Raw genomic sequence first — 26,174 nt, forward strand, 5'->3', positions numbered from 1 at the left:
CCGGCGACCAGATGACAGATGACAGCTAACGGATAACGGATAACAGATTTCGAAATCTGTCAGCTGTTCGCCTCGCCCCGTTCCGGGTCATCCGGCTCGGGCTACTTCAACAGCCCGTCCAGGAACGGGTTCCCGAACACCCGATGGGGGTCGTACCGGTCCAGGACGGCGACCGCCTCGTCCCAGCCGGGCCCACCCCCGGCGCGCAGGCTGTCGGGAATGACCCGGCCGATCAGGTCCTGGTCCGACCAGGCCGCCTCGGCGGTGTAGGCCCAGCCCTTGGACCACTCGACCCGCAGGCCGGCCCGGGTGCCGTCGAAGGTGCGTAGCAGCCACTGCTCCAGTTCCCGGGCGAAGGGCTCCAGTCCGGGCGTGCCGGGAAAGGCGAGGACGTCGAGCCAGACCGCGGTGTCCCACGCCGGCCGGTCCGCCCGCGGTCGCAGCGCGGACAGCAGCGGGGACCGGGCGCCGGGGACGCCGGAGTACGACGGGTCGTCCAGGCCGGTGACCCGGATCTCCACCGCGCCGTTCACCGGGAACTCGCCCCGGGCCTGGTACTCGGCGAGCAACTGGCGGTAGTGGGCGGCGAATTCGCTGACCACCCACTGCAGGTCGGCGCGCTTGGTCAGGATCGCGTAGCCGTTGGCGGTGACCCGCAGCGTGGTGGGCCGGACGTACTGCAGCAGGGTGCGCGAGGGGCCCCAGAGGTCGGAGCGCAGGCCGCCGGCGAGCAAGTGGGTGATCAGGTCGCCGGTGAGCAGTTCGCGCAGCAGTCCGCCGGAGAGCAGGACGTCGGTGAGGTCACCGGTCAGCGCCACCTTGGCGACCAGGTACTGGAGTTGGCCGAACAACGGGGCCGATCCCCAAGCGCCGGAGACGATTTGGCCGGCCAATCGGGCGACCGGTTCCGGAACGCTGTCCGAGAAGGGGTAGTTGTAGGGCTGGTCGACGGCCCGGGAGGACAGCGGCTTGGTCGGAGCGACGGTCCAGGTCTTGAGCCACGGGTAGTCGGTGTAGGCGAACCAGATCGCCTCGACCCGGCCGTCGCGCTCGACGAAGTCGGCGAGGGTGCGCGGGCCGTCGCCGCCGCCCAACAGCCCCCCGAGCAGTCCGCCGCCGGTGGCGGCACCGGGACGGGCGAACAGGTCGCTCGCCGGGATGTCCAGCCGGCTGACGCAGCGCAGCGGCCGGTCGGCGCCGGCGCGCAGCACGACCTCGGTGAGGAAGGCCCGGCCCAGGTGCACCAGGAAGGCGGCGCTGTCGGCCTCCGCGCGGTCGAAGGTGCGCAGCGTGTAGCGGCCGGTGGCCGGGTCGAGGACGACGGCGGTGAGCCGCACCACCTGGTTGCTGACCGAGCCGTAGCCGTGGCCGTCCGGGCGCAGTTCGCCGTCGGCCGGGGCGGCGGTGCCGTGGCCGCCGATGGCGAGCACGCCGCCGACGGTGAGGTCGCCGGGCGCCGGGCAGGCCGTCAGGCCGAGGCCGCGGTCGGCCAGGTGGGCGAGCAGCGCCTCCATGCTGGCGCCGCTCTGCGCCCGGACGGTGGTGGGCGAGTCGGCGGTGATGGCGGTGAGGTAGCGACTGGTGTCCACGACCAGGACGCGGGCGCTGTCCGGGGTCCCGTTGGCGACGGTGAGCGGTGCCCAGGTGTGCCGGTAGCCGGAGGCACGCAGCCGCCAGCCGTTGGCGTGCGCCCAGTCGGCGAGGGCCGGCACCTCTGCGGGGGTGCGTGGCGCGCAGGTCCACAGCTGGTCGGTGTGGACCTCGCCGGACCAGTTCTGGAAGACCCGCTGGTAGAGCTCGGTGTCGGCGGGCAGGCCGGGCGGTACCGGTGTGGCGGCCTCCGCGCTGTCCGGGCCGATGGTGCCGCGCAGCAGCCAGGCCGCGCCGCCGAATGCCGCGGAGGCGCCGAGCAGTTGCCGCCTGCTCAGGCCGCGTCCGGCGCCCCGCCCACTGCCCCGGCCGTCCGCCGCGCCGTTCGTGCTGTTCGTGCTGTTCGTGCTGTTCGTGCTGTTCGCATCGCGCGCACTGTTCGCGCCGCTCGCGCTGTGGTCGTCGTGTCCTGTGGTCATCCGGTCCGCCCCCTGCGTCAGTCCCCCGGGCCGGGCTGCGGTGCTCCGGGGCGGTCGGTGTCCGCCCGACCCGGTCAGGAGCGTACGAAGTGCCGTACGGCCGTTTGAAGCGATCCGGCCGGGATATCACTCGTTCGAGTGATCATGACGCGAACGGGTGAGACCCGTCCACTGTCCACCCCATCCACTCCGCCCACCTCGTCCACCCCCTCCACCCCTTCCGCGCCGCCTCCGGGCGGGCCGGGGTCAGCGCGGCGCGGCGAGGGCGGCCTCCGCGTACTGCTGCCACCGGTCGGCCGCCGTGCCGGGCAGGCAGACCCAGTCCTTCATCGGCCGCCCGCCCGCCGGATCGAACGGGTGCGCCCCCGCCAGGGCGAGCGCCTCCGCGTGCTCCGCCGAGTCCCGGCCGAGCCGGCAGACCAGCTCGTTCCCGTGCAACCCCGCGAAGGCCTTGCCGTTGGTGTCCTTCAGGCAGGACATGCCGCCATGGTGGGCCCCGGCGGAGCGGGCGGCCAACGCAGCCGGACCGGGTTCCGGACGCTTGCCCGGCTCCTCGGTGGCCGCATAGGTTGATCTTGACCACCGACCCCCACCCGTCCGGAGGCCCCGCCGTGCCCTCGTCCGCGCCGCTGACCGTCACCGTCGCCCAGCCCCTCTGCGCCGACCGCGGCCGCCCGGACACCCTGGCCGTCAACGTCGAGCGGCACGCCGAGGCCGTCCGGGCGGCGGGGAGCCGCCTGGTGGTGTTCCCCGAGCTGTCGCTGACCGGCTACGACCTGGCCGCCCCCGCCATCGACCCGGCCGACCCGCGGCTCGCCCCACTCGTCGAGGCCTGCGCCGCCACCGGCGCCCTCGCGCTGGTCGGCGCGCCGGTCGCGGCGGTCGACGGGCACGAGTCGATCGCCACCCTGGCGGTCACCGGCGAGGGCGCCACCGTCGTCTACCGGAAGATGCGCCTGCACGGCGAGGGCGAGCCCGCCCGCTTCACCCCGGGCGAGAAGCCCGTCGTGCTGGAGCTGGAAGGGCTGCGGCTCGGCCTCGCGGTCTGCGCCGACGCCGCCGACCCGACGCACGCCGAGGAGACCGCCGCGCTCGGCATCGACGCCTACGTCGCCTCCACCCTGTACGGCCCGGGCGCCGCGCAGGCCGAGCGACGGGACGGCCACTGCCGGGCCCGCGCCACCGCGCACGGGGTCTGGGTCGTGCTGTCCACCTGCGCGGGGCCGACCGGCGTGTTCCCGGACAGCTCGGGCGGTTCCGGGATCTGGGCACCCGACGGGTCGTCGGTCGCCCAGGCGGGCACCGAGCCGGGCGAGCTGGTCCGCGCCGAGCTGCCCCGGCGGTAGCCACGCCGCACGTCGCGTCCCGGATCGAAAGATCGCGGGCCCCGGGTGGAAATACACGGGGCCCGCGCGCGGCTGTCGTGATCGGAAGTCCCGTGACCGGGCCGAACGGCCCGTACAGGAGGTGCAGCGCGCGATGGGCGACGAGCGGGAGAAGCCGCAGGAGTACCGGATCGAGCACGACTCGATGGGCGAGGTACGGGTGCCGGCCGCAGCGAAGTGGCAGGCGCAGACGCAGCGGGCGGTGGAGAACTTCCCGGTGTCCAGCCAGCGGCTGGAGCGCGCGCACATCGCCGCGCTGGCCCGGATCAAGGCGGCCGCGGCACGGGTGAACGCCCGCCTCGGGGTCGTGGACGAGGAGACGGCCGGGGCGATCGCGGCGGCGGCCGAGGAGGTCGCTGAGGGCCGCTGGGACGACCAGTTCCCGGTGGACGTCTTCCAGACCGGCTCGGGCACCTCGTCCAACATGAACGCCAACGAGGTGATCGCCACCCTGGCCGGCGAGCGGCTGGGGCGGCCGGTCCACCCGAACGACCAGGTGAACGCGAGCCAGTCGTCCAACGACGTGTTCCCGTCCTCGATCCACATCGCCGCCACCGCCGCCGTCACCCACGACCTGATCCCGGCGCTGGAGCACCTGGCGGAGGCGCTGGAGCGCAAGTCCGTCGAGTTCGCACAGGTGGTCAAGTCGGGCCGCACGCACCTGATGGACGCCACACCCGTCACCCTCGGCCAGGAGTTCGGCGGCTACGCGGCGCAGGTGCGGCACGGGCGGGAACGGCTGCTGGCCACGCTCCCCCGGGTCGCCGAACTGCCGCTCGGCGGAACGGCGGTGGGCACCGGCATCAACACCCCGCCCGGTTTCCCGGCGGCCGTCATCGAGGAGGTGGCCCGGGCCACCGGCCTGCCGCTGACCGAGGCCCGCGACCACTTCGAGGCGCAGGGCGCACGGGACGCGCTGGTCGAACTGAGCGGCCAACTGCGCACGGTGGCGGTCGGGTTCACGAAGATCGCGAACGACCTGCGATGGATGGGCTCCGGCCCGCGCACCGGTCTGGGTGAGATCAATCTGCCGGATCTACAGCCCGGTTCGTCCATCATGCCGGGCAAGGTGAACCCGGTGCTGCCCGAGGTGGTGCTGATGGTCGCCGCCCAGGTGGTGGGCAACGACGCGACGGTGACGCTGGCCGGCGCGAGCGGCAACTTCGAGCTGAACGTGATGCTCCCGGTGATCGCCCGCAACGTGCTGGAGTCGGTGCGGCTGCTCGCCAACAGCGCCCGGCTGCTGGCCGACCGGACGGTGGACGGCATCACCGCGAACGTCGAACGGGCCCGCGAGTACGCCGAGTCCTCGCCGTCGGTGGTGACGCCGCTGAACCGGTACATCGGGTACGAGGAGGCGGCGAAGGTCGCCAAGCAGGCGCTGGCCGAACGGAAGACGATCCGCCAGGTGGTGCTGGAGCGCGGGTACGTCGAGCGGGGCGAGCTCACCGAGGAGCAGCTGGACCGGGCGCTGGACGTGCTGCGGATGACGCACCCGTAACCCGGAACCCGGAACCTGGCACGCGACACCCGGTCGGAACCGCTCAGCGGCGCACCGGGGCCTCTGACGTGCGCCGGGGCGCGGCGGGCAGGCGTGCCCTCCGCTCCCCGGACGCGGGCTGTGGGGAAGATCAGCCCTTGGCTCGGCCGGCCCGGCCGAGCCGCATCGCTGCTCCGTTCGCCGTGATCGTGGCCATCGAGAGCGCCGCGAGGCCGAGCAGGAACATCACCGCACCGACGATGACGCAGGTGATGATGTTCTTGCCTCGTGCGACGGACCCTGAGACGACCCAGGGAGAGATGATCGTCCAGACACCGAGCGCGGCGGCCGCCCAGGCCCTCGCGTGGGTGCGCTCGTAGGCCGATCCGTAGCCGGCCATCAGCGCCGTGTAGGCCAGACCCACGATCAGGCAGGTCACGGTCAGGGTGCTGAACGCGGTGAAGCCGACGATCCAAGGCGATGTCGCCAGGAAGAGGCCGGCCAGTACGGCCAGGGCTTCGACGCCCTGGGCGCGCGGGGTCGAGGTGACCCGTTCGTAGTGTTCCCGGAGTTCGACGATGTCCGGGTGGTGTTCCATGCCCGTCGGCATGTGGGTTGCCACCGATACCACCTCCTGTGGTTCGGACCATGGAAGGGGGCGTGCCAGGGGGCGTGCCCCGTACCCATTCTGGCGCTTCTCCAAGGTTTTGCACCTGATTGTCCGGAATCACCGATAACCATCCGATCACGCCGGTGACCTGCGTCTCAACACTCCGGAAGGACGTTGCCTATGCAACTCGTTGCATAGCAGGATGCGGGCATGGCACTGGAGCACGCGATCCTCGTCTCGCTGCTGGAGCAGCCGGGCTCCGGGTACGAACTGGCCCGGCGCTTCGACCGTTCCATCGGCCGCTTCTGGACCGCCACCCACCAGCAGATCTACCGGGTGCTGCGGCGGATGGAGGCGGACGGCTGGGTCGCCGCCGAGGAGGTCGCGCAGGAGGGCCGCCCGGACAAGAAGGTGTACTCGGCGGCCGGACCCGGACGGGCCGCGCTGGCCGAGTGGCTGCGCGAACCGGTCGAGCCGGAGACGGTGCGGCACGAGCTCGCGGTCAAGATCCGGGCCGCCGCGTTCGACGACCCGGCCGCGCTGACCGCGCTGATCTCCGAGGTCGAACGGCACCGCGAGAGCCATGCCGCCCTGCTCGCCCGCTACCTGCACGGCGAACAGCGGGACTTCCCCGACCTCGACGCACTCGACACCCGGCAGGAGCTGCAGCACCTGGTGCTGCGCGGCGGCATCGAGTTCGAGCGAATGAACCTCGCCTGGCTGGACGACGTGCTCGCCACACTGCGCCGACTCGCGAGCGGATGACAAGGAACAGAAGACGGATGACAGATGACGGATGACAACATCTGAAATCTGTTCGCTGAAATCTGTTCGCTGAAACCTGTCAGTTGAACCCCGCTCCGCCGAGCCCGCCCTCACACCCTCGACCCCAGGGAGCCCCTGATGCTCTTCAACCCGCGCACCTACGACCCCGCGCAGTTCGACGAGCCGACCCGCCGGCTGCTGCGCGCGACCGTCGACTGGTTCGAGTCCCGCGGCAAGAAGGCGCTCATCGACACCTACATAGACCGCGCCTGGTACGCCGACTTCCTCGAATTCGCCGCCCGGGAAGGCCTGTTCGCGGAGTTCCTGACCCCCTCCGCGGCCGACCCTGACAAGCGCTGGGACACCGCGCGGATCGCCGAATTGAACGAGATCCTCGGCTTCTACGGCCTCGGCTACTGGTACACCTGGCAGGTCACCATCCTGGGCCTCGGCCCGGTCTGGCAGAGCGAGAACGAGGCCGTCCGGGCCCGCGCCGCCAAGCTCCTCGCCGAGGGCCACGTGATGGCCTTCGGCCTGTCCGAGCGCACCCACGGCGCCGACATCTACTCCACCGACATGATCCTCACCCCGGACGGCGAGGGCGGCTTCACCGCGACCGGCTCCAAGTACTACATCGGCAACGGCAACGTCGCCGGCCTGGTCTCGGTCTTCGGCCGCCGCTCGGACGTCGAGGGCCCCGAGGGCTACGTCTTCTTCGCCGCCGACAGCCGCCACGAGGCGTACCACCTGGTCAAGAACGTGGTGAACGCCCAGATGTACGTCAGCGAGTTCCGCCTGGAGGACTACCCCGTCCGGGCCGAGGACGTACTGCACACCGGCCAGGCCGCCTTCGACGCCGCGCTGAACACCGTCAACGTCGGCAAGTTCAACCTGTGCACCGCCTCGGTCGGCATCTGCGAGCACGCGATGTACGAGGCCGTCACCCACGCCCACAACCGGGTGCTGTACGGCCGCAAGGTCACCGACTTCCCGCACGTGCGGCGGGAGTTGACCGACGCGTACGCCCGCCTGGTGGCGATGAAGCTGTTCAGCGCGCGGGCCGTGGACTACTTCCGCACCGCCTCCCCCGAGGACCGCCGCTACCTGCTGTTCAACCCGATGACCAAGATGAAGGTCACCACCGAGGGCGAGAAGGTCATCGACCTGATGTGGGACGTCATCGCGGCCAAGGGCTTCGAGGCGGACACCTACTTCGACAAGGCCGCCAAGGACATCCGCGGCCTGCCGAAGCTGGAGGGCACCGTCCACGTCAACCTGGCGCTGATCCTCAAGTTCATGGGCAACTACCTGTTCGCGCCCGCCGACTACGTGCCGGTGCCGACCAGGCTGGACGCCACCGACGACGCCTTCCTGTTCCGCCAGGGCCCGGCCCGCGGCCTCGGCGCGATCCGCTTCCACGACTGGCGCGCCGCCTACGACCGGCACGCCCAGCTGCCGAACGTCGCCCGCTTCCGCGAACAGGCCGACGGCTTCTGCGAGTTGCTGCTCAAGCACGCCCCGAGCAAGGAGCAGCAGGCGGACCTGGACTTCCTGCTGGAGATCGGCCAGCTGTTCGCGCTGATCGTCTACGGCCAGCTGGTGCTGGAGCAGGCCGAGCTGACCGGCCTGACCGCGTCCGACGAGGGTGGGGACGTGCTGGACCAGATCTTCGACGCGCTGGTCCGCGACTTCTCCGCGCACGCGACCGAGCTGCACGGCAAGTCCTCCACCACCGAGGAGCAGGCCGCCTGGGCGCTGGCGAACGTGCGCCGCCCGGTGGCGGACGCCGAGCGCGCCGCGAAGGTGTGGGCCCGGGTCGAGGCGCTCTCCGGCGCGTACGAGATGCAGCCGTAGCCCGGCAGGACCGGAAAGACCCCGGGGGTGCCGGTCGGCGGACCGGCACCCCCGGACCACATCCCACGGTGGCCCCGGGCGGCTCAGCTGTCGCCGAGGCCCCGGGTGGACGACGTTCTCGGGCAGTGCGGCGAGGCCGGAGCCGACGGTGACGTACAGCGCGTGCTCGGCGGCCTCGGCGGTCACCTCGGCGCCGCACCCCGGTTCGAGCCACTGCAGGCCGACGGCGCGCAGCGGGCCCGCGAGCAGGCGGCCGGGGTCGACGGCGGCGCCGCGTCGGCGCAGGTCGGTGATGACGGTGCCCGGCATGTCGGACGCTCCTTCGGCGGTGGGCGGGCTCGGTGGACCGCCTCTGCGGAACACCGTCCGCCACCCGCCGTCCCGGTCGCACGGGGGTGTCGTCCCGTCCCGCTCCCGGCCTGCTCCCGGCCCGTCCCGGCCCCGCGCCCACCGTGTCCCGCCCGTACGCCCGCCCGGTCCCGGCCCAGGCCGGGAGCGCCCGGGACACGCCCGCACCGACCCGCCGCGACCGGCGTACGGTGGAACTCGGAGGCCGTGTCATGCACGTCACCGGAACCCACTTCACCGACCGCACCGATGCGGGCCGTCGGCTGGCCGCCCGCCTCGCGCACCTCGCCGGCCCCGACACCGTGGTGGTCGCCCTGCCCCGGGGCGGGGTGCCGGTGGCCGCCGAGGTCGCGTCGGCGCTCGGCGCGCCGCTGGACATCTGCGTGATCCGCAAGCTCGGTGTGCCGTACCAGCCCGAGCTGGCCATGGGGGCGATCGGCGAGGACGGCGTCCGGGTGCTGAACGAGCAGATCCTCCGGCTCGCCGGCGTCGGCGACGAGCAGCTGGCGCGGGTGGAGCAGCGCGAGCGAACCGAACTGGCGCGCCGGGCGCGCCGCTACCGGGGCGACCGCCCGGCCACCGACCTGCGCGGACGCACGGTGCTCGTGGTGGACGACGGCATCGCCACCGGCTCCACCGCGAAGGCGGCCTGCCGGATCGTCCGGGCGCGCGGCGCGGCCCGGGTGGTGCTCGCCGTCCCGGTGGCTCCCCGGGACTGGACGGACCGGCTGTCCGAGGTCGCCGACGAGCTGGTCTGCGTCGACACGCCGTCCCCGTTCTTCGCGATCGGCGAGTTCTACGCCGACTTCTCGCAGACCGGTGACGAGGAGGTGCTGCGGCTGCTGGCCGAGGCCCGGGGCGAGGGGGAACGGTCCGGGGATCCGGGCGGTGTCGACCGCGAGCTGCTGCTGCCCGTCGCCGGGGTCCGCCTGGCCGGTCGGCTGGCCGTTCCGGCCGGGGCACGCGGGATGGTGGTGTTCGCGCACGGCAGCGGCAGCGGCCGGCACAGTCCGCGCAACCGGCACGTCGCCCGGTACCTGAACCGGGCGGGCCTGGGCACCCTGCTGTTCGACCTGCTCACCGAGGCCGAGGAGCCGGACCGGCGCAAGGTGTTCGACGTCGGGCTGCTCGGCTCCCGGCTGACCGCCGTCGCACGGGAGCTGGACCGCACCGACGGCGCGCGCGGCCTGCCACTGGGCCTCTTTGGTGCCAGCACCGGGGCGGCCGCCGCGCTGTACACCGCCGCCGAGCTGGGCCCGGCCGTGCGCGCGGTGGTCTCCCGGGGCGGGCGCCCGGACCTCGCCGGGCCTGACGTCCTGGGCCGGGTGAGCGCACCGACCCTGCTCGTGGTCGGGTCCCTGGACGCCACCGTGCTCGACCTCAACCGGCAGGCGCGGGCCCTCCTGCCGGGCGAGAGCGAGCTGGCGGTGGTACCGCGCGCGAGCCACCTGTTCGAGGAGCCGGGCACCCTCGACCAGGCCGCTGAGCTGGCCGGGGACTGGTTCCTGCGCCACCTGCCGTCCCCCGACGGCCCGGGCGCCGAGGAGCGGTAGCGACAGGTTGCGCAGATTTCGTGCGAGCACCGCCCGGTGGCAGCGCATTTTGTGCAGCCGCAGCCAGGATTTCCTGATCAGCTTGTACACATTGAGCAGTGAAAAATCGACCTGTTGCCCAACCCTCACGACAGGAGCAAGCTCTGCGCAACCGCACCGCCCACCCGTCCGCCGTGCGGCGGCGATCCACGCGATCCCACCGGAAGCCCCAAAGCCCCGGAAACCCCCGGAAGCCTCAACGCCGAGGCCCTGAGTGGAGGAACGAGCGATGACCACGCAGTCCCACGCCCTTGAGCTGACCCCCGAGGAGCGCGAGGCCGGCCTCGACGCCGACCAGCTGCGCCGCCTCGTCGGCCTCGTCGAGCACGACCAGGCCTCCGACCCGTTCCCGGTCACCGCCCAGGACGCGGTCGTGTTCGTGGTCGGCAACGCCACCCAGACGGCCCAGTTCTACCAGGTCGTGTTCGGCATGGAGCTGGTCGCCTACTCCGGCCCGGAGACCGGCCGCCGCGACCGCAAGTCCTACGTGCTGCGCTCCGGCTCCTGCCGCTTCGTGATCAAGGGCGGCGTCCAGCCGGACAGCCCGCTGCTGGACCACCACCGCCGCCACGGCGACGGCGTGGTCGACCTCGCCCTGGAGGTCCCGGACGTCGACAAGTGCATCGAGCACGCCCGCGCCAACGGCGCCACCGTCCTCGAGGAGCCGAACGACGTCACGGACGAGAACGGCACCGTGCGCCGCGCGGCCATCGCCACCTACGGGGAGACCCGCCACACCCTGGTCGACCGCTCCCGCTACAGCGGCCCGTACCTGCCGGGCTACGTCGTCGCCAAGAGCACCGTCACCCACCCGGAGGGCTCGCCCAAGCGCCTGTTCCAGGCCCTGGACCACGCCGTGGGCAACGTCGAGCTGGGCCGGATGGACGAGTGGGTCCGGTTCTACAACCGGGTCATGGGCTTCGTGAACATGGCCGAGTTCGTCGGCGACGACATCGCCACCGAGTACTCCGCGCTGATGTCCAAGGTCGTCGCGAGCGGCAACCACCGGGTGAAGTTCCCGCTCAACGAGCCGGCCATCGCCAAGAAGAAGTCCCAGATCGACGAGTACCTGGAGTTCTACACCGGCCCCGGCTGCCAGCACATGGCGCTCGCCACCAACGACATCCTCACCACCGTGGACGTGCTGCGCGCCCGCGGCGTGGAGTTCCTGAACACCCCGGACGCCTACTACGACGACCCGGAGCTGCGCGAGCGCATCGGCAAGGTGCGGGTGCCGATCGAGGAGCTGAAGAAGCGCGGCATCCTGGTCGACCGCGACGAGGACGGCTACCTGCTGCAGATCTTCACCAAGCCGATCGGCGACCGCCCGACCGTCTTCTACGAGTTCATCGAGCGGCACGGTTCGCTGGGCTTCGGCAAGGGCAACTTCAAGGCGCTGTTCGAGTCCATCGAGCGCGAGCAGGACCGTCGCGGCAACCTGTGAGCGTCGGCCTACCCTGATTGACGCCGACCCTGACGGACGGTCGAGGAGGAGCACGGAGATGGCGTACTACCGGCAGCTGGGCAGCATCCCGCCCAAGCGGCACACCCAGCACCGCACACCCGAAGGCGGGCTGTACTACGAGGAGTTGATGGGCGAGGAGGGGTTCTCCTCCGACTCCTCGCTGCTCTACCACCGGGGCATCCCCTCGGCGGTGGTCAACGCGGTGCCCTGGGAACTGCCCGACCAGTCCACGGTGCCCAACCATCCCCTGCTCCCCCGCCACCTCAAGCTGCACGAGCTGTTCGCGGACCAGGAGTGGAAGTCCGCGGACGTCGTCGGCAGCCGCCGGCTGGTCCTCGGCAACGGCGACGTGCGGATCTCGTACGTCGCCGCCGGGGCCCCGAGCGAGTTGTACCGCAACGGGCTCGGCGACGAGTGCGTGTACGTGGAGTCCGGCGCCGGCACGCTGGAGACGGTCTTCGGCTCGATCGAGGTCGGCCAGGGCGACTACGTGATCATCCCGCGCGCCACCACCCACCGCTGGGTGCCGTCCGGGGACGAGCCGCTGCGCGCCTACTGCATCGAGGCGAACAGCCACATCACCCCGGTCAAGCGCTACCTGTCGAAGTACGGGCAGCTGCTGGAGCACGCGCCGTACTGCGAGCGGGACTTCCGCGGGCCGGTCGGGCCGCTCGTGGTCGACGCCCCCGGGGACGTCGACGTGCTGGTCAAGCACCGTGGTCCGAACGGGGTTTCGGGCACCCGCTACACCGTGCCGCACCACCCCTTCGACGTGGTCGGCTGGGACGGTTGCCTGTACCCGTACGCCTTCAACATCCGCGACTACGAGCCGATCACCGGGCGGATCCACCAGCCGCCGCCGGCCCACCAGGTGTTCGAGGGCAACGGCTTCGTGATCTGCAACTTCGTTCCCCGCAAGGTGGATTACCACCCTCTGTCGATCCCGGTGCCGTACTACCACGCCAACGTGGACAGCGACGAGGTCATGTTCTACTGCGGCGGCGACTACGCGGCGCGCAAGGGCTCGGGCATCGCCCAGGGCTCGATCTCGCTGCACCCGGGCGGGCACACCCACGGGCCGCAGCCGGGCGCGTACGAGCGCAGCATCGGCGCGGAGTTCTTCGACGAGCTGGCGGTCATGGTGGACACCTTCCGCCCGCTGGAGCTCGGCGAGGGCGGGCGCGCCAGCGAGGACGCCAACTACGCCTGGACGTGGGCGGGTCGGGGGCCCGGGCGATGAGCCCCGACACCACCCCTGCGTCCCCCTCCTCGGGCGGCTTCTCGGGGTCCTCCTCGGGCGACTGCTCGGGCTCCTCCTCGGGCGCCTTCGAGATCCCGGAGCTGTTCCGCGGACTCTTCGACGACGCGGCGGTGTTCCCGCCGGGGAACCTGCCGGTCGTCGAGGCGGTGCCCGCGCACCGCGCCCACCGCACGGCCTGGTACGCCGACGCGGTCGGCCCGTTCCTCTGCGGGGCGGGCCGGTTGGGCGAACTGGCCGCGGCGGCGGAGGGCACCGGGCCGCTCAGGGTCGGGCTGGTGCTGCCGGGGGGCAGCGCGGAGCTCGGGCCGGCGCTCGCCGCCGCCGCGCCGTTCGAGCTGGCCGGGGTCGAGCTGGCCACCCGGGACGCCGCCGAGGCGGTCGCCGAGCTGGACCGGCTGCTGCCCCCGGACGTGCCCGCCGCCGTCGAGCTGCCGCGTGAACTCCTGCGCGGGGACGGGCTGGACGAGACGCTGGACGTCCTGGTCGACAGCGCCTACCGGGCGAAGTTCCGCACCGGCGGGATCGTCGCGGAGGCGTTCCCGGGCGAGGACGAGCTGGCCGCCTTCCTCACCGGCTGCGCCCGGCGCGGCCTGCCGTACAAGTGCACGGCGGGCCTGCACAACGCCGTCCGGCACACCGATCCGCAGACCGGCTTCGAGCACCACGGCTTCCTCAACGTGCTACTGGCCGCGCAGGAGACGGACCGCGCCGCGGCCGCCGAGGTGCTGGCCGAGCGCGACGGCGAGGTGCTGGCCAAGGCCGTCCGCGCGTTGAGCGGCCACCAGGTTACGGTGATCCGCAACTCGTTCACCGCGTTCGGCACCTGCAGCATCGCCGAACCCCTGGACGACCTGGCCGCGCTCGGCCTGCTGTCGCCCAGTCCACTTGTCCAGGAGGACCGTTGAGCACCCCCCGCAGCTGGCTCGCCAGCGCCCAGGGCTCGCCGTTCGGCGTGCACAACCTGCCGTACGGCGTCTTCACCGCGGCCGACCAGCCCGGGCGGCGCCGGATCGGCGTGCGCGTCGGCGACTTCGTGCTGGACGCCGGGGCAGCCGCCCGCGCGGCCGGCGCGCCCTCGGCACTGCTGGACGCGGACTCGCTCAACCCGCTGATGGCGGCCGGACGTTCGGTCTGGACCCAGGTCCGGGCCGACCTCACCAGCTGGCTGACGGACGAGTCCTTCCGCGAGGCGCTGTCGCCGGCGCTGCTGCCGGCGGGCGCGGTCGAGCTGCACCTGCCGTTCGAGGTCGCGGACTACGTCGACTTCTACGCCTCCGAGCACCACGCCACCAACCTGGGCCGGATCTTCCGCCCGGGCTCGGAGCCGCTCACCCCCAACTGGAAGCACCTGCCGATCGGTTACCACGGTCGGGCGGGCACGGTGGTGGTGTCCGGCACGCCGGTGGTGCGTCCGCACGGACAGCGCAAGGCGCCCGCCGACGCCGCGCCGAGCTTCGGGCCGTCCCGGCGGCTGGACATCGAGGCCGAGGTCGGCTTCGTCGTCGGCACGCCGTCCGAGCTGGGCCGGCCGGTCGTGCTGGACGACTTCCGCGAGCACGTGTTCGGCGTCTGCCTGCTCAACGACTGGTCGGCGCGCGACATCCAGGCCTGGGAGTACGTGCCGCTCGGGCCCTTCCTGGGCAAGTCCTTCGCGACCTCGGTCTCGCCGTGGATCGTGCCGCTGGATGCCCTGGAGCACGCCCGGGTCGCGCCGCCGGAGCGCGATGTCGAGCCGCTGGCGTACCTGGACGACCGCGGCGGCGAGCCGTGGGGTCTGGACCTGGCGATGGAGGTCCGGTTGAACGGGCACCTGGTCTCGCGCCCGCCGTTCGCCACCATGTACTGGACGGCGCAGCAGCAGCTGACCCACATGACCGTGAACGGCGCCTCGCTGCGCACCGGCGACCTGTTCGCCTCCGGCACGGTCAGCGGGCCGGAGCCGGACACCCGCGGCGCGCTGATCGAGCTGACCTGGAACGGCGAGGAGCCGCTCAAGCTGCCGGACGGGACGACCCGGACCTTCCTGGAGGACGGCGACGAGGTCGTCATCACGGCGACGGCCCCGGGACCGGACGGCATGGTGGTCGGCTTCGGCGAGGTCTCGGGCCGGGTGCGGGGCTGACGGTGTCGCCGCGCGGGTGACTAGCGACAACAGACAGATGACGGATAACAGCTGACGGATTTCATCATCTGAAATCCGTCAGCTGCTATCCGTTTCCCCGCCCTCCCCGTCCCGCCCCCGCTTTCCCTCCTACAGCCCCCTCCTACAGCCCCCCTCCAGCCCCGCCGCCTACAACCCCGCGCCGCCCGTGGCGTCGATGACCCGCCCGGTGACCCAGCGCGCGTCGTCCGAGGCCAGGAACGCGACGATGTCCGCGATGTCCTCCGGCTGCCCGACCCGGCCGAGCGCGGCGATCGAGGCGGCGTACGCCTCCGCCTCCGGATTGCCGCGCAGCCAGCCCGCGTTGACGTCGGTGTCCACCACGCCGGGCGCGACCGAGTTCGCCGTGATGCCGCGCGGGCCGAGCTGCTTGGCGAGGTTGAGCGTGAAGGTGTCGAGCGCGCCCTTGGTCGCGCCGTAGGCGATGATCTCCGGCATCGCGAGCCGGGCGGCCCCGCTGGAGATGTTGACGATCCGCCCGCCGTCCCGCAGCCGCCGCAGTCCGTGCTGCACCACGAAGAACGGCGCCCGGACGTTCACCGCGAACACCGTGTCGAAGTCCTCCTCGGTCAGCGTCGCGAGGTCCGAACTGCGCCCGATTCCGGCATTGTTCACGATGATGTCGACCCCGCCGCCGCTCGCGTGCGCCCCGATCTCCGCATCGAAGGCCGCCCACAGCGCGGCCGCGTCGCCGTGCCGTCCGAGTTCGGCCCGCAGCGCGAACGCCCGTCCGCCGTCGGTCCGGATCCCCTCGACCACCTCCCGCGCCGCCACCTCGTCCCGGGCGTAGCCGACCGCGACGTTGGCGCCCTCCCGCCCGAGCCGGCGGGCGATCGCCCGGCCGATGCCCCTGCTGCCGCCGGTGACCAGCGCCACCTTGCCGCGAAGCCCGTATCCGTGCGCGCCCATGCCTGAGCCCCCTCCTGTCGGGTCGAGTGACACCTCGACCATTTGTTGAGCGATCGCTCAAGAAAAACCTAGCACACACTTTTTGAGTGACTGCTCTAAAATCACCTCCATGACCGACGCGGCGCCCCCCGAGAACGAGACGGCCGACCCCGCGCCCCGCCCCAGGCGCGGACGCCCGCCCGCCTTCGACCGGGAGGAGGCCCTGACGGCGGCGACCAGGCTGTTCTGGGAGCGCGGCTACGAGGCCACCTCCGTCACCGACCTCACCACCGCCATGGGCATCCGCCCCGGCAGCCTCTACGCCGCGTTCGGCGACAAGCGCACGCTCTTCGAGGAGGTGGTCCGTCGCTACGGACACTCCCCCGTCGGCGCGTTCGTCGGTGTCGCGCTGGCCGAGGAGACCTGTGCCCGCGCGGCCTTCACCCGGATCCTGCGCGAGGCCGCCGCCATCTACCCGGACCCGTCCCACCCGGCCGGCTGCCTGGTGATCACCGCCGCCACCAACGTCTCCCCGCAGGACGCCGGGGTCCAGGCCCACCTGCGCGAGCTGCGCAACCGCAACCGGCAGGTCTTCGCGGACCGGCTGCGCACCGCCCAGCTGGACGGCGAACTGCCACCGGGGGCCGACCCGGAGGCGCTGGCCGGGTACCTCGCCACGGTCATCCAGGGCATGTCCCAGCAGGCCCGCGACGGCGCCACCGCCGAGGACCTGGCCCGCGTCGCCGAACTCGCGCTGCGCGCCTGGCCGTGACGGCCGCGACAAACGTGACGGACATGACGGACGTGACGGACGTGACGGACGTGCCGCCCGCCCCAGGTCCGCGGTCACACCGGCCTCGTGATCACAACCACCCACCCGTCCCGGTACGGTGGACAGCGGAAGGCCGGATCACCGAGGGGACGGGAGCGATTCCGATGAGCGCAGAGGTGGCGGAGGTCCAGGTGGTCCTGGACCGCGACGGCGGTCTCGGACGGATCGTGCTGAACCGCCCGCGGGCGCTCAACTCGCTCACCCACGGCATGATCGCCACCATCCGCGCGACGCTGGACGACTGGGCCGCCGACGACCGGGTGCGCGCCGTCGTCCTGACCGGCGCCGGCGAGCGCGGCCTCTGCGCGGGCGCGGACCTGCGCGCGATGCACCGCGAGGTCGTGGCCGGCGGAGCCGGCACCCGGGCGTTCTTCCGCGACGAGTACCGGCTGAACGCGCTGATCGCCCGCTACCCGAAGCCGTTCGTCGCGCTGATGGACGGCATCACCATGGGCGGCGGTGTCGGCCTGTCCGGCCACGGCGCGGTGCGGGTCGTCACCGAGCGCTCCACCGTCGCGATGCCCGAGACCCGGATCGGACTCGTTCCGGACGTCGGCGGCAGTCGCCTGCTCGCCCGCGCCCCCGGCGAGTTGGGCACCCACCTCGGCCTCACCTCCGCCTCGATGGGCCCCGGCGACGCCCTGCTCTGCGGCTTCGCGGACCACTTCGTCCCGTCCGCGCGCATCCCCGAGCTGCTCGAGGCCCTCGCCCGCGACGCCGAGCCCGCCACGACCGTCGCCGCCCACGCCGAGCCCCCGCCGCCCGCCGAACTCGCCGAACAGCGCGACTGGATCGACACCTGCTACGCGGCCGACACCGTCGAGGAGATCGTCGAGCGACTGCTCGACTCCGGTGTGCCGGAGGCGAAGGAGTCCGCCGAGCTGGTGCTCGGGAACTCCCCCACCGCCGTCAAGGTCACGCTGGCCGCCCTGCGCCGAGCCCGTGCGCTGCCCTCGCTGGAGGCCGTGCTCGACCAGGAGTACCGGATCTCCTGTGCCGCGCTGGACGGGCCCGACCTGGTCGAGGGCATCCGCGCCCAGGTGATCGACAAGGACCGCAACCCGCAGTGGTCGCCGCGTACGCTGGCCGACGTGACGGAAGCCGACGTCGCGCGCTTCCTCGCCCCGCGCGAGGGCGACGAGCTGGGCCTGGCCTGACCGGCCCCCGGCCGATCCCGCCGCCCCCTTCCCGGAAAGCCTGGAGAACGCCATGGCCCACCCGGCGCCGGCGCCTCCAGCGATGCCGATGCCGAGGCCGGGCGGGGAGACCGACCCGCTGTCCCGGATCCGCTCGGCGAGCAGGTGCACGGACTGCTGCTGGAGGGCCTGCAGTCCGGGGATGCATCGTCGAGCGACGCCTGGCGGCCGAGTTGAACGTCAACCAGGCGCCGGTGCGCGAGGCACTGCGCTCGCTGCAGACCCTCGGACTGCTCGACGCCGAGCCCAGCCGGGGCGTGCGGGTGCGCGAGATCGGCCCGGCCGAGCTGCGCGAGGTGTACCAGGTGCGGGCGGCACTGGAGCAGCCGGCCGCCGAGGCGGCCGTGATCCGGCTGGCCGGGAACACCGGGGCGCTGGAGCGGCACGTCGAGCTGATGGCGGCGGCGGCCGCAGCCGGTGACGTCCTCGGGCAGGCCCGGCATGTGACGCCGCCAACCTGGCCCAGGCGGCGGCCGGTACGGGCGCGGCGGCCCCGGTCCCGTACGTGACCCGGGCGCTGGCCGGGGTGCCCGGGCCGGGGCTGGCGGTCAGCGACTGGATGCGCGCGGTGCCGGACCAGATCCGGCCCTGGGTGGAGCAGGACTGGATCCGGCCCTGGGTGGAGCAGGACTGGACGTCCCTGGGCACCGACGGCTTCGGTCTCTCGGCCAGCCGGGCGGCGACCCGCCGGCACTTCGGTGTGGACGCCGAGTCGGTGACCGTCGCCGCGCTGACCGCCCTGGCCGGCCGGGGCGAGGTCAAGGCCGAGACCGTACGGATGGCGGCGGAACGCCACGGCGTCCGGTTCTGAGCCTTCCGCTGCTCCGGCTACCGGCTGGCGACGGGCTGGTGACCGGCGTCTCGCATGTCAAGACTGGCGCGAGGCAGGGCGGGTCGTAGATCGTTGGGTGGTCAGGGCGCGCCCGCGCGGCGCCGAGCAGTGAATGGCCGAGCAGCGGATTGGAAGTAACGGCGATGACCGAGACCGAGACCGAGACCTACGAGACGATCCTGGTCGAGCGCAAGGGCCGGGTCGGGCTGATCACGCTCAACCGGCCCAAGGCGCTCAACGCGCTGAACACCCAGCTGATGAACGAGGTCGTGGCGGCCGCCACCGCCTTCGACCGGGACCCGGAGATCGGCTGTCTGGTGATCACCGGGTCGGAGAAGGCCTTCGCAGCGGGCGCCGACATCAAGGAGATGCAGGGCAACCGCTTCCCGGACGTCTACCTGGACGACTGGCTGGGCCCGTGGGACCGCATCGCCGCGCTGCGCAAGCCGGTGGTCGCGGCGGTGGCCGGATTCGCGCTGGGCGGCGGCTGCGAGCTCGCGATGATGTGCGACATCCTGCTGGCCGCGGACACCGCGAAGTTCGGGCAGCCGGAGATCAAGCTCGGGGTGCTCCCGGGCATCGGCGGCTCGCAGCGACTGACCCGCGCGATCGGCAAGGCGAAGGCGATGGACCTGTGCCTGACCGGTCGGATGATGGGCGCGGAGGAGGCGGAGCGGGCCGGCCTGGTCGCCCGGATCGTCCCGGCCGACCAGCTGCTGGCCGAGGCGCTCGCCACCGCCGAGGCCGTCGCGGCGATGTCCACTCCGGCCGCGATCATGCTCAAGGAGAGCGTCAACCGCTCCTTCGAGACCACGCTGGCCGAGGGCGTCCGCTTCGAGCGCCGACTGTTCCACTCGGTCTTCGCCACGGCCGACCAGAAGGAGGGCATGGCTGCCTTCGCCGAGAAGCGGGCGCCGAAGTTCGAGAACCGCTGACGGCGGACGGCTGGCGGCTGACGCGCGACGGATGACAGCTGACGGATTTCAGATGATGAAATCTGTCAGCTGTCATCCGTCATCTGTTTGCTGTCATCTGTTTGTTGTCATCTGCTTGCTGCTTGCTGCCAGCCGTCCGCCGTCAGCTGTTACTCCCGCCCTCGTCAGCCCTCCTCCACCAGCACCGTGTTCAGCCGCGCCAGTCCGCTGCGGGTGGCGGCGACCACGATGCGGTCGCCCGGGGCCAGCCGCCGGGTGCGGTCCGCGAAGCCCCAGTGCAGCTGGTTGCTGCGGGCGAAGCGGGCGGCGATCACCCGGACCCCGCCCGGGTCCTCCAGGTCGTGCCGGTTCAGGCCGATCAGTCCGCTGCCGTCCTCCACCGTCAGCTCGGCGATCAGCAGCACGTGCCGGAACACGGACAGCGTCCCGCGCACTTCGCTGCCCATCAGGGCGGCGGCGAAGGCGGGCGCGGCCAGGTAGGAGACCGAGCGGGAGGCCGCGTTGTCCAGCGTCTTGTAGAAGTGGCCGGCGAAGTCGTCGTCGAACAGCCGGACCACGACCCGGACGTCGGGATTGCCGTGGCGCGCCTCCAGGGCCGCCTCCAGGTTGGTGGCGTCGTCCCCGCTGAGTGCGATCACCGCCCGGCTGTGCTTGAGCCGGGCCCGGCGCAGCTGTTCCTCGAACGGCCCGTCGCCCAGCACGACCGGGATGCCGAGCGCCCGGACGGCGGCGATGCCGCGGGCCTGCGGATCGCGCTCCATGCAGACCACCGGCACCCCCATCTCGTGCAGCTGGGTCGCGACCCGGGTGCCGACGTTGCCGAGTCCGACAACGATCACGTGGTCCCGGGTGCCCGCGCTCGGGTTGCGGGGCAGCCCGCGCCGCCCGGAGCCGAGCACCTCGACCGCGATGGCGGTGGCGACCGGCGCGAAGGTGATCCCGCAGATGGTGATCACCACCTGGGCGACCCGTTGCCAGGCCCCGCCCGTCCCGGTCCCGTTGGCGATGTCGGCCTGCTGGTCGGGCTGGGCGGCGCCGGCCAGGTCGAGCAGGGAGATGTAGACGGTCCAGCCGAAGTCCCGGTTGAGGTACCAGAGCACGGCGAAGGCCATCAGCACGGCGGCGAGCGCGATGAGCAGCACCACCCGCAGCCTGGCGCTGGTGAGGAGGCGCATGGTGTCGAGCACCCGCCAGCGCAGCCGCCGCACCCAGCTGATGGGTTCCCTGGGCTCCATCCGCAGGGCCTGCAGCGCGGCGATCCCACCCGGCGACTCCTCCGGCTCGGGTCCGGGCGCGGATTCGGGGGCGGGTCCGGGCGCGGGTTCGGGCGCGGGTTCAGCCTCAGGTGCGGGTTCAGCCTGGGATGCGGGCTCCGGCTCCGGCTCCGGATCCGGCACCGGTTCGCGGCGCGCCCCGCCCGGCCGGACCGGTCCCTCGTCGCCGAACTCGCGGGCGAGCCGGACGAACTGGGCCGAGTCGCCCTCCTGCTCCGGCAGCAGGCGGATCTTGCTGAGGTCCTGCCGGTCGATCTGGTCGGCGACCACGCAGATCCGGTCCGCGGTGATGGCGTCGTCGAAGGCGATGTGCAGGTAGCGGCCGCCGATCTCGACCGAGTTGGGCCTGCCGAGCGCGGCGGCGGCGAAGGCCGGGGCGGCGGTGGCGGAGCCGGAGAGCGCGGCGCCGTTCCTGAGCAGCCGTTCGATGTTCTCGCCGAGGCGCTGGTTGAACATCCGGAACACGATCCGGATGTTCGGGTTGTGGCCCTGGGCGCTGAGCGCGGCGTGGATGTTGTCCTGGTCGCTGCCCTCGACCAGGGCGAGGCCGCGGGCGGTGTCGATGGACACCGCTCGCAGCGCCTCCTCGGTCAGGTTCGGGTACTCGACCACGGCCGCGACGCCCGCGATCCGTTCGATCTGCGGCACATGGTCGCGGGTGCGATCGGCGACCAGGACGACCACCGGGACTTCGTAGTGCTCGACGAGCTCCAGGACCAGCCGGTGGGCCAGCGCGTTGCCCCCGCAGACGATGTAGTGCTGGCTGATCGGCTCGACCGGAGGGGTCCCCCACCCTTCAGAAGTCATACCGCCGGATGATATCGACGGCAGATGGCCGGAAGATGTCGTTCCGGCAGCCAAGGGGCATCATTCGAACGGGCTTACCCACCGCGCGGTCTGACGGCGGTACGAAGAGGCTGGGGTTCGTTCCCTGCCCCCGACCTCGAGGAGTACGCCGCCGTGGCCCCTCCGATCATCACCCCCGAAGGTTCCCCGGTCCAGGGGCCGCTCGGCCTGCTCGCCAAGGCCGCCTGGCAGGTCCTGCTCGCTGCCGGCGTCGCCTCGCTCGCCCTCGGGATCGTCGTCTTCGCCTGGCCGCGCCAGACCCTGCTGGTGGTGGGCGTGCTGTTCGGCCTCTACCTGCTGGTGATCGGCGTCGTTCAGCTGGTCGCCGCATTCGGTACCCACACCACCACCGCGCTGCGGGTGCTGGCGTTCATCAGCGGCGCGATCAGCGTGCTGCTCGGCCTGCTCTGCTTCCGCAGCGCGGTGCAGTCGCTGCTGCTGCTCGCCCTCTGGATCGGGATCGGCTGGTTGTTCCGCGGCATCACCCAGCTGGCCGCCGCGATCTCCGACCCGCTGATGCCCGCACGCGGCTGGCAGGCCTTCGCGGGCGTGGCCAACACCCTGGCCGGCGTGCTGCTGATCGTCTGGCCGGTCGGCTCGATCGCCGCGCTGACCGTGCTGGCCGGGTGCTGGCTGGTGATCCTGGGCTTGGTCGAGATCGCGACCGCCGTCCAGGTCCGCAGCCAGGCCAAGCGGATCCCGTCCGGAGTCTGACTCACCAGCAACAGCACCAGCGCCACCGCCGGTGCCGTCGCCGTCGGGGGCCGCCACCGACCAGGGCCGTCGTGCTACATCGCCCCCTCCCGGTTACGGCCGGGGCGCGTAGCCGAGCCGGAAGGTGGCGGCCTCCAGCCGTTCCGGGCCGAACCGGACGTCGGTCAGCCGCTCGGCGAGCGCGAACGCCGCCTCGGTGTGCAGCTCGTACCGCTCCCCGTTCAGCGGGAAGCCGCAGGCCGTCAGCAAGTCGGCGGTGCCGGGGGCCTCGGCGTCCGAGCCGAACCGCTGGTCGGCGAAGAGCGGCTCGAACTCCAGCCGGCAGACTCCGTGCTCCCACCAGTTGAAGTGGTCCACCGCGTTGACGTTCCGGAAGTGCGAGACCAACCGGGTGCCCTCGGAGAGCCGGAGTATGACCTCGCGCAGGCTGCCGAGGTAGCCGTACGGCTCGACCGCGAAGGCCCAGCCGTCGAACTCGGTGACGGCGACGAGCAGCCGGTCCTCGTCCAGGTCGAACAGCGCCTCGGCCTCCTCGTCCTCCCCGTCGTCGAAGGTCTCCCACGCGGCGAGCACGGCGTCCAGCCCGGTCACCTCCCGTCCGGTCAGGGCGTCGAAGCGGCGCAGCAGTTCGTCGGCGCCGATCCCCTGGACCTGGGTGAGGCAGTAGGCCTCGCCCAGGACGGGGTAGCGCTGTTCGAACCAGGTGTAGTCGGTGGCGTGTGCGGCGGTCATGCCCAGAATGCTGTCAGATCCCACTGACACCGCCCGCCGCACCCCTCGTCGCTCAGAGCCATATCGGTGCGTCCGTCCCCCAACGCACGGGCGGGCGGGCCCAGTCGGCGGGCGCGCCGTCGTAGCCGAGCGGCGGCAGGGCGTAGCGCAGCCGCCCGTACGCGGAGTCGGCACCGGTGAGCCAGCGCGCCGCGTCGTACGGCTCGGTGTCCGGGTTCGGCGCGTCGGTGGGCTCGGGCTGGATGCCGTGCAGCAGCCAGGAGGCCGTGCCGGCGAGAGAGAAGCGCAGGTGGCGGCCGCCGGGGCGGTGGGTGCGCTGCTCGGTGAGGGCGCGCAGGACGGCGGCGGCGAGCAGGTAGCCGGTGCCGTGGTCGAGCGCCTGGGCGGGCAGCACACCGGGCCGGCCGTCGGGGGACGCCTCGTGGGCGGCGATGCCGACGCCGGCCTGGACCAGGCTGTCGAAGCCGCGGCGCCCGGCCCACGGTCCGGTCCAGCCCCAGGCACAGAGCTGGGCGAGGATCAGGTCGGGGCGTCGCTCGAACAGCGCCTCGGGCGCGAGGCCGTGGGCGTCGAGGGCACCGGGCCGGTAGCCGGAGACGACCACGTCGGCGGTGTCGAGCAGGCCCTCGAAGGTGGCGCGGTCGGCCGGATCGGCGAGGTCCAGGCTGGTGGAGCGCTTGCCGAAGCCGGTGTCGGCGTGGGCGTCGTCGGCCTCGGGCAGCCGGGGCGAGTCGATCCGCAGCACATCGGCGCCGAGCAGGGCGAGGGTACGGGTGGCGACCGGTCCGGAGATCACCCGGCTGACGTCCAGGACCCGGATCCCGGCGGCCGGCCGGTCCACCGGGACCGCCTCGAGCGGACGGACCGGCGCGAAGCCGACCTCCCGGCACTCCACCAGGGGGTGCACGGCCGTACTCACCGGCGCGACCGCCACGGCGAGCGCTCCCGCCTCGTACGCGCGCTCCTGTACCTCCTCGGCCGACAGCTTGCCGAGCGCCTCGGCGAGCTGCTCGGGCCCGGCGTCGGAGACGAGGCCGAGGGCGGCCAGCAGCCGGTCGCGGTGGTGGGGGTAGTTGGCGTGAGTGCGGATCCAGCCGTCGGCCGTGCGCCAGAAACCGGAGAGCGGCGCGAAGCTGACGGGCTTGCGGCCGTCGATCTCCAGGTGCCGCTCGCTGACGAAGGAGGTGGCGACCGCGCCCTCGTCCACCCGAACGGCGGGGACCGGCCCGCCGCCGCGGTGCGCGGCGAGTTCGGCGGCGGCCAGCGAGCAGGCGGCCACGGTGGCCCGGGCGAGCCGGCGCACCGGCAGGCCGGAGGGCAGACCGCCCTGCGGGCCCTGGAAGCTCACCCGGTCCAGCAGCTCGGCCGGTCCGCCGAGGGCGGCCCAGACGTCGGCGGTGGGACGGTCGACGGACCTGGTCTCGGGCTCGGGCCTGGTCTCGGGGTCGGGCCTGGGCTCGGGGTCGGACTCGGACTCGGGGTCGGACTCGGGCCTGGGATCGGACGGTGTCGGACGATCGGTCATGCCGGGCATTGTGCTCCGCATCCGTTCCGCTCGCCGTGACGCCCACCACCGGCTGCGCACCGGCCGTCCCCGACCGACCCCCGGGGCACTTCCCGACCGAACTCCCCGCATCCCGGTCGGCCGGGATTCCCGCAGGTCGGAGCCCGACTGACGAGGGAACAGGCGGACTCCCGCCGGAGCCTTCCGACCGGCGGGTTAGGGTGCGGAGCAGCGGCCACGCGGCCGGCGCACGGGGGCTGAGTGACAAGGGGGACGCATGCCAACGATCCGCCGTCTCGACCTGGGCTACATCGTCCGGCCGGCCTCCGAGGTGGGCGGGCCCGAGCCGCGGGTGGAACCGGTATTCGCGTACCTGGTCCGGGGACCGGAGGGGTTGCTGCTGTTCGACACCGGGATCGGCGCGGGCTCGCCGGAGACCGAGGCGCACTACCGCCCGGTCCGCCGCCCGCTGCCGGAGGCGCTCGCCGCGGCGGGCGTCTCGGTCTCCGACATCGACCTGGTGGTCAACTGCCACCTGCACTTCGACCACTGCGGCGGCAATCCCCTGTTCGCCGGGACGCCGGTCCTCGTCCAGTCCGGTGAGCTGGCCACCGCCCGGCGCGGCGACTACACCATCGACGGGCTGGTCGACTTCCCCGGCGCCGTCCACCGCGAGCTCGACGGCGAGACCGAGATCTGGCCCGGCGTCCGGGTGCTGCCCACCCCCGGACACACCGAGGGCCACCAGTCCCTGCTGGTCGAACGGCTGGGCGACTGCACCGTGCTGCTGGCCGGGCAGGCGTACGACTTCGCCACCGAGTACGGGCAGGCGGTGCTCGCCCGGCAGGCCGCGCGCGAGGGGGTGGCCGAGCCGCTGCCCAGCTACCGGGCCTGGTTGGACCGGGCCGCGGAGTTCGCGCCGCGCCGGGTGCTCTTCGCGCACGATCACGCGGTCTGGGAACCCGCCTGATCGATCCCCCGGGACCGTTGCGGGTCCTCGCCCAGGGCGCGAAGTAGAAGATTCACAATATTCTGAAAATTCAGAAGTTGAAACGCCGCGAGGAGTGGACCCGGTGGGTCGAAGCTGGACGGGACGAGCACCGGCTCGCCGGCCGACCGCGCCTCGGGCAGCCGGGTGAACAGCTCGCGGAACAGCGTCATCTGGGCGCGCAAACCGTGGCCGATGGCGCGGTCGCCGAAGTGGACCGGGGCGGGGTGGCGGCGCAGCTCGGCGAAGGCGGCGGCGCGGGCGGGGGCGGGTGCCAGAACCGCGGGTTCGGTGAGGTCCGGGATGCCGTCGCCGGGGGCAGAGGTCTCCGCCGGGGCGTCCATGGCCACGCCTCCTGCTTCCGAGCTTCTGAGCGGGTTCGCCCAGCACCTACGTTCCATGGCAGGAGATGCACATTCAGTGAGCGAAAGGAGCGGGTGCCA

At 72.7% G+C, this 26,174-nt stretch carries 23 protein-coding genes and 1 pseudogene; 16 read left to right on the forward strand and 8 right to left on the reverse strand.

All coding sequences use genetic code 11. From position 1 onward, the window contains the following. Positions 1-101 precede the first annotated feature (101 nt). Both ACWCYO_RS02675 and ACWCYO_RS02680 read right to left on the reverse strand, forming a co-directional pair. Positions 102-2,069 carry a cholesterol oxidase substrate-binding domain-containing protein gene (locus ACWCYO_RS02675; protein ID WP_449783119.1) on the reverse strand — a complete coding sequence of 656 codons (1,968 nt, stop codon included), beginning with the start codon at positions 2,067-2,069 and terminating at the stop codon, positions 102-104. A gap of 246 nt (positions 2,070-2,315) precedes the next feature. Beyond that, the gene (locus ACWCYO_RS02680) at positions 2,316-2,549 is read right to left on the reverse strand and encodes a hypothetical protein (protein WP_449783120.1); all 234 of its coding nucleotides are present in this window, start codon (positions 2,547-2,549) and stop codon (positions 2,316-2,318) included. A gap of 95 nt (positions 2,550-2,644) precedes the next feature. On the opposite strand from ACWCYO_RS02680, the gene ACWCYO_RS02685 reads away from it, so the two are divergent. Further along, a complete protein-coding gene (locus tag ACWCYO_RS02685) occupies positions 2,645-3,415 on the forward strand; it encodes a carbon-nitrogen hydrolase family protein (protein ID WP_449783121.1) in 771 nt (256 codons plus the stop codon). A gap of 133 nt (positions 3,416-3,548) precedes the next feature. After that, positions 3,549-4,955 (forward strand): class II fumarate hydratase, encoded by a 1,407-nt coding sequence (locus ACWCYO_RS02690; protein ID WP_449783122.1) that lies wholly within the window; start codon positions 3,549-3,551, stop codon positions 4,953-4,955. A 130-nt stretch (positions 4,956-5,085) separates the two neighbouring features. Here ACWCYO_RS02690 and ACWCYO_RS02695 read toward each other — a convergent pair whose 3' ends face one another. Next, complete coding sequence (locus ACWCYO_RS02695; protein WP_270142380.1) at positions 5,086-5,556, reverse strand: SPW repeat protein; 471 nt, start codon at positions 5,554-5,556, stop codon at positions 5,086-5,088. A gap of 198 nt (positions 5,557-5,754) precedes the next feature. Between ACWCYO_RS02695 and ACWCYO_RS02700 the strand changes: the two genes are divergently transcribed. From ACWCYO_RS02700 to fahA, 7 genes are all read left to right on the forward strand, one after another. Next, complete coding sequence (locus tag ACWCYO_RS02700) at positions 5,755-6,309, forward strand: PadR family transcriptional regulator (RefSeq protein ID WP_449783123.1); 555 nt, start codon at positions 5,755-5,757, stop codon at positions 6,307-6,309. A gap of 138 nt (positions 6,310-6,447) precedes the next feature. Further along, entirely contained in the window at positions 6,448-8,163 is a 1,716-nt protein-coding gene (locus tag ACWCYO_RS02705; protein WP_449783124.1) for an acyl-CoA dehydrogenase family protein, read from the forward strand. A gap of 560 nt (positions 8,164-8,723) precedes the next feature. After that, a complete protein-coding gene (locus ACWCYO_RS02710) occupies positions 8,724-10,064 on the forward strand; it encodes a phosphoribosyltransferase family protein (protein WP_449783125.1) in 1,341 nt (446 codons plus the stop codon). Between the two features lie 268 nt (positions 10,065-10,332). Next, positions 10,333-11,547, forward strand: a complete 1,215-nt coding sequence (gene hppD / locus ACWCYO_RS02715; protein WP_270142386.1) for a 4-hydroxyphenylpyruvate dioxygenase — start codon at positions 10,333-10,335, stop codon at positions 11,545-11,547. A gap of 58 nt (positions 11,548-11,605) precedes the next feature. Then, on the forward strand, positions 11,606-12,808 hold the full coding sequence (locus ACWCYO_RS02720; RefSeq protein WP_270142389.1) for a homogentisate 1,2-dioxygenase: 1,203 nt from the start codon (positions 11,606-11,608) through the stop codon (positions 12,806-12,808). Next, on the forward strand, positions 12,805-13,734 hold the full coding sequence (locus ACWCYO_RS02725) for a hypothetical protein (RefSeq protein WP_270142391.1): 930 nt from the start codon (positions 12,805-12,807) through the stop codon (positions 13,732-13,734). The genes ACWCYO_RS02720 and ACWCYO_RS02725 overlap by 4 nt, the downstream gene beginning before the upstream one ends. Beyond that, entirely contained in the window at positions 13,731-14,951 is a 1,221-nt protein-coding gene (fahA, locus tag ACWCYO_RS02730) for a fumarylacetoacetase (RefSeq protein ID WP_449783126.1), read from the forward strand. The genes ACWCYO_RS02725 and fahA overlap by 4 nt, the downstream gene beginning before the upstream one ends. A 168-nt stretch (positions 14,952-15,119) precedes the next feature. On the opposite strand, the gene ACWCYO_RS02735 is transcribed toward fahA, so the two are convergent. Continuing rightward, positions 15,120-15,899, reverse strand: a complete 780-nt coding sequence (locus ACWCYO_RS02735; RefSeq protein ID WP_449783127.1) for an SDR family oxidoreductase — start codon at positions 15,897-15,899, stop codon at positions 15,120-15,122. Positions 15,900-16,008: 109 nt separating this feature from the next. Between ACWCYO_RS02735 and ACWCYO_RS02740 the strand changes: the two genes are divergently transcribed. The 5 genes and pseudogenes from ACWCYO_RS02740 (at position 16,009) to ACWCYO_RS02760 (ending at position 19,673) form a co-directional block, all read left to right on the forward strand. Continuing rightward, complete coding sequence (locus ACWCYO_RS02740; protein WP_270142398.1) at positions 16,009-16,650, forward strand: TetR/AcrR family transcriptional regulator; 642 nt, start codon at positions 16,009-16,011, stop codon at positions 16,648-16,650. Positions 16,651-16,814: 164 nt separating this feature from the next. Beyond that, positions 16,815-17,867: an enoyl-CoA hydratase/isomerase family protein gene (locus tag ACWCYO_RS02745; protein WP_449783128.1), complete on the forward strand. Its 1,053-nt coding sequence runs from the start codon at positions 16,815-16,817 to the stop codon at positions 17,865-17,867. After that, the gene (locus ACWCYO_RS02750; RefSeq protein WP_449783129.1) at positions 17,777-18,415 is read left to right on the forward strand and encodes a GntR family transcriptional regulator; all 639 of its coding nucleotides are present in this window, start codon (positions 17,777-17,779) and stop codon (positions 18,413-18,415) included. The genes ACWCYO_RS02745 and ACWCYO_RS02750 overlap by 91 nt, the downstream gene beginning before the upstream one ends. After that, positions 18,349-18,717, forward strand: a pseudogene (locus ACWCYO_RS02755) (pyruvate dehydrogenase (acetyl-transferring), homodimeric type); the annotation flags it as partial. The gene ACWCYO_RS02750 and the pseudogene ACWCYO_RS02755, both read left to right, overlap by 67 nt. A 164-nt stretch (positions 18,718-18,881) precedes the next feature. After that, on the forward strand, positions 18,882-19,673 hold the full coding sequence (locus ACWCYO_RS02760) for an enoyl-CoA hydratase (RefSeq protein ID WP_270142402.1): 792 nt from the start codon (positions 18,882-18,884) through the stop codon (positions 19,671-19,673). A 164-nt stretch (positions 19,674-19,837) separates the two neighbouring features. On the opposite strand, the gene ACWCYO_RS02765 is transcribed toward ACWCYO_RS02760, so the two are convergent. Beyond that, entirely contained in the window at positions 19,838-21,754 is a 1,917-nt protein-coding gene (locus ACWCYO_RS02765; protein WP_449783130.1) for an NAD-binding protein, read from the reverse strand. Between the two features lie 153 nt (positions 21,755-21,907). Between ACWCYO_RS02765 and ACWCYO_RS02770 the strand changes: the two genes are divergently transcribed. Further along, a complete protein-coding gene (locus ACWCYO_RS02770) occupies positions 21,908-22,507 on the forward strand; it encodes an HdeD family acid-resistance protein (protein ID WP_270142406.1) in 600 nt (199 codons plus the stop codon). Between the two features lie 93 nt (positions 22,508-22,600). On the opposite strand, the gene ACWCYO_RS02775 is transcribed toward ACWCYO_RS02770, so the two are convergent. Next, the gene (locus ACWCYO_RS02775) at positions 22,601-23,239 is read right to left on the reverse strand and encodes a DUF6461 domain-containing protein (protein ID WP_270142407.1); all 639 of its coding nucleotides are present in this window, start codon (positions 23,237-23,239) and stop codon (positions 22,601-22,603) included. A 52-nt stretch (positions 23,240-23,291) separates the two neighbouring features. Next, the gene (locus ACWCYO_RS02780) at positions 23,292-24,764 is read right to left on the reverse strand and encodes a CoA transferase (protein ID WP_449783131.1); all 1,473 of its coding nucleotides are present in this window, start codon (positions 24,762-24,764) and stop codon (positions 23,292-23,294) included. A gap of 256 nt (positions 24,765-25,020) precedes the next feature. On the opposite strand from ACWCYO_RS02780, the gene ACWCYO_RS02785 reads away from it, so the two are divergent. After that, positions 25,021-25,713, forward strand: coding sequence for an N-acyl homoserine lactonase family protein (locus tag ACWCYO_RS02785; protein WP_449783132.1), 693 nt, complete (start codon positions 25,021-25,023; stop codon positions 25,711-25,713). Here the strand turns inward: ACWCYO_RS02785 and ACWCYO_RS02790 are convergent. Further along, positions 25,689-26,075, reverse strand: coding sequence for a hypothetical protein (locus ACWCYO_RS02790; RefSeq protein WP_449783133.1), 387 nt, complete (start codon positions 26,073-26,075; stop codon positions 25,689-25,691). The genes ACWCYO_RS02785 and ACWCYO_RS02790 overlap by 25 nt on opposite strands. Positions 26,076-26,174 lie beyond the last annotated feature (99 nt).

This window comes from Kitasatospora sp. NPDC001683, assembly GCF_053596495.1.